We start from the raw sequence: 2650 nt of genomic DNA, 5'->3' as shown, positions 1-2650 counted from the left end.
GTTGCCGTCCGACACGCGCAGGCCTTTGCCAGCGCCCGCCGTGCGGCTCACGACGTCCGGCACGCAGTCCGCCCTGTCCAGGCTGTAGGAGTAGGGGATGCCGACGCTCGTGTTGGACTGCGGGTTCGGGCCGGCGGGCCGGTTGTCGTCGCCGGGCTCCGACCAGGTCACGTTGTCGAAGATGTTGCCGTTGACCTGCCAAGACCCGGCCTGGTCGGTGTAGAAGGTGCCGAGGACGTCCTTGGAGTCCTCGAAGTAGTTGTTGTCGACCCTGGCCTTCGCGCCGGCCCGGGAGTTGATGCCCGACTTGCTGATGTTCTTGAAGTGGCTGTTGTAGATGTGGGCCGTGCCGCCGCGCAGCAGCGGCGTGCGGGACTCGATGTTCTCGTACAGGTTGTGGTGGTACGTGATGAACCCGTTCGACAGGTCGCTCTCGCTGCTGCCGACCAGGCCGCCGCGTCCCGAGTTGCGCAGGACGCTGTAGGACAGGGTCACGTAGCGGGTGTCGTTCTTCATGTCGAAGAGGCCGTCGAACCCGTCGTCCTCACCGCCGGACGCCTCCAGCGTGGTGTGGTCCACCCAGACGTTGCGGACGCCGCTCTCCATGCCGATCGCGTCTCCGCCGTTCGACGTCGGCGAACCGGACTTCTTGACGTTCCGGACGGTCACGTTCTGGATGATGATGTTGCCGGCCTCGCGGATGTGGATGCCGACCTGGTCGAACACCGCCCCGCCGCCGACCCCGACGATCGTCACGTTGCTGATCTGCTTGAGCTCGATCACGCCGTCGGCGGTGTTGCAACTGTCGCCCGACACCTTGCTCGTGTTGCCGTGATTGATCGTCCCCTCGACCTGGATGGTGATCGGGGTGCTGCTGCTGGCCCGGCCGCACAGGGCCGCGTGGATCGCGGTCCCGGTGGTGGCCCGCACGGTCTGCCCGCCCGCGCCGCCGGTCGTCCCGCCGTTCTGGGACGCGTAGCCGGTGGCGTTGCCGGCCGCCGCCGCGACCTGGGGCATCGACAGGACGACACCGGCCGTGGCCGCAAGGGCCAGCGTCGCCGACGCCGCGGATAGCCGCACTGCGGCTGCTCTTCTCATCCTCGCCTCTCCTTTCGATTGCTGGTGATCATCGAACCGGTGGTCCGGTCTGCTCCCCGAATGGCCTGAAAGCGCTTTCATGCAAGCTAAAGTCCGGATGGAGGCGCGTCAATGGATTTCCACTATTTTCATGATTATCGGCTGCGGTGAATTGGCGGGCAGGGTGAATGGAGCGCGCGGCGTTAATGGTGCCGGCGCCTTTGTCGGCCGCTCGCGGTATCAGTCGGCCAGGCGGGTGCCGGCGTCGGCCAGCGCGACCGGGCGGCCGGTCGCCGCCGAGCGGTTCGCGGCCACGCCCACCAGCACGCCGGCGATGCCCGCGCGGTACCCGGCCTGGCGGGCGAGCGGGTCGTCCTGCGGGCCGCGGAACACGTCGTCCAGCAGCAGGGCGTCCCCGCCGCCGTGCGCGCCCGCGCCGCCCTCGACCGGGATCTCCTCCGGCCGCCGCCAGTGCCGGTGCAGGACGAGCCGCTCCGAGGCGCCCTCGGCGTGCTCCTTCCCGGACGCGGTCGGGTCGATCGCGGCGTGCGGCGGCGTCCAGGCCCGCTCGACGACGTCCAGCTCCAGCCGTCCCTCGGTGCCGTTGACGGTGACCCGGTACCCCTCGGCGGGCGCGTGGGCGTTGAGGGAGTAGGTCAGCAGCGCGCCGCGCTCGTACCGGACGAGCACCGCCATGTTGTCGTCGATCGTCACGCCCTCGCCGAACACGTCCTGGTCGCGGAGGTAGCCGTCCTCGTGCTCGGCGTCCAGGTAGAGGCGCTTCAGCCGGGGATCGGCGGAGAGGTCCAGCAGGAAGGGGTCCGTGCCGAGCCCCGGCGCCTCGAACGCCCGTGCGGGACGGTCGGCGAGGCCGCGCGCCCGCGCGTTCCCGGCGCCGTAGAAGCGCAGGGACGTCTGGGCGTAGACGGACGCGGCGGCGTCGGCGATCCACCAGTTCACCAGGTCGAAGTGGTGGCTGGCCTTGTGCACCAGCAGGCCGCCGGAGCTCGCCCTGTCCCGGTGCCAGCGGCGGAAGTAGTCGGCGCCGTGGATGGTGTCGAGCGACCACCCGAAGTGCACCGAGGCGACCTCGCCGATCGCGCCGTCCGCGATGACCCGGCGGACCGCGCTGTTGCGCGGCGAGTAGCGGTAGTTGAACGTGACGACGAGCCGTCCGGTGCTGCGCCGGGCCGCCGCGGCGATGGCCGCGCAGTCCTCGGCGGTGGTGCACAGCGGCTTCTCCACCACGACGTCCTTGCCCGCGTCGAGCGCGGCGACCACGTAGCGGGCGTGGGCGGAGTCGACGGTGGCGACCACGACGGCGTCGGCGGTCCGCAGCATCTTCCCGAACTCCTCGGGCGCGAAGCACGGGACGTCGCGGCCGATCCGGTCGAGGTAGTAGCGCAGGCGGGTGTGGTTGGGATCGCAGAGCGCGGCGATCTCGCCGGTGTCGCGCCACTCGCCGAGCAGCGCGTCGACGTACATCTGCGCCCGGTGGCCGAGCCCGACGAAGGCGTATCGCATGAGGCGGGGACTCCAGATCAGCGGCGCCGGGGCGGCGGCGGGACGGGTG

General features: G+C 70.7%; 2 protein-coding genes. Both read right to left on the bottom strand.

The window, feature by feature from the left end; all coding sequences use genetic code 11:
* A partial coding sequence (locus E1200_RS32540) for a pectate lyase (protein WP_131956412.1) occupies positions 1 to 1098 on the bottom strand: 1098 nt, incomplete at its 3' end.
* A 219-nt stretch (positions 1099 to 1317) separates the two neighbouring features.
* Positions 1318 to 2601 carry a Gfo/Idh/MocA family oxidoreductase gene (locus E1200_RS32535; protein WP_131956410.1) on the bottom strand — a complete coding sequence of 428 codons (1284 nt, stop codon included), beginning with the start codon at positions 2599 to 2601 and terminating at the stop codon, positions 1318 to 1320.
* Positions 2602 to 2650: the final 49 nt, after the last annotated feature.

The organism is Actinomadura sp. GC306, from assembly GCF_004348665.1.
In the GTDB taxonomy this organism is placed as follows: domain Bacteria; phylum Actinomycetota; class Actinomycetes; order Streptosporangiales; family Streptosporangiaceae; genus Spirillospora.
Note: the sequence above shows the minus strand (reverse complement) of the source record. Positions and strands in the feature narration are given on the sequence as shown.

What these genes read in the sequence shown, in the direction of transcription:
- E1200_RS32535 (WP_131956410.1), bottom strand. Translation starts at nt 2,601, where the DNA reads ATGCGATACGCCTTCGTCGGGCTCGGCCACCGGGCGCAGATGTACGTC.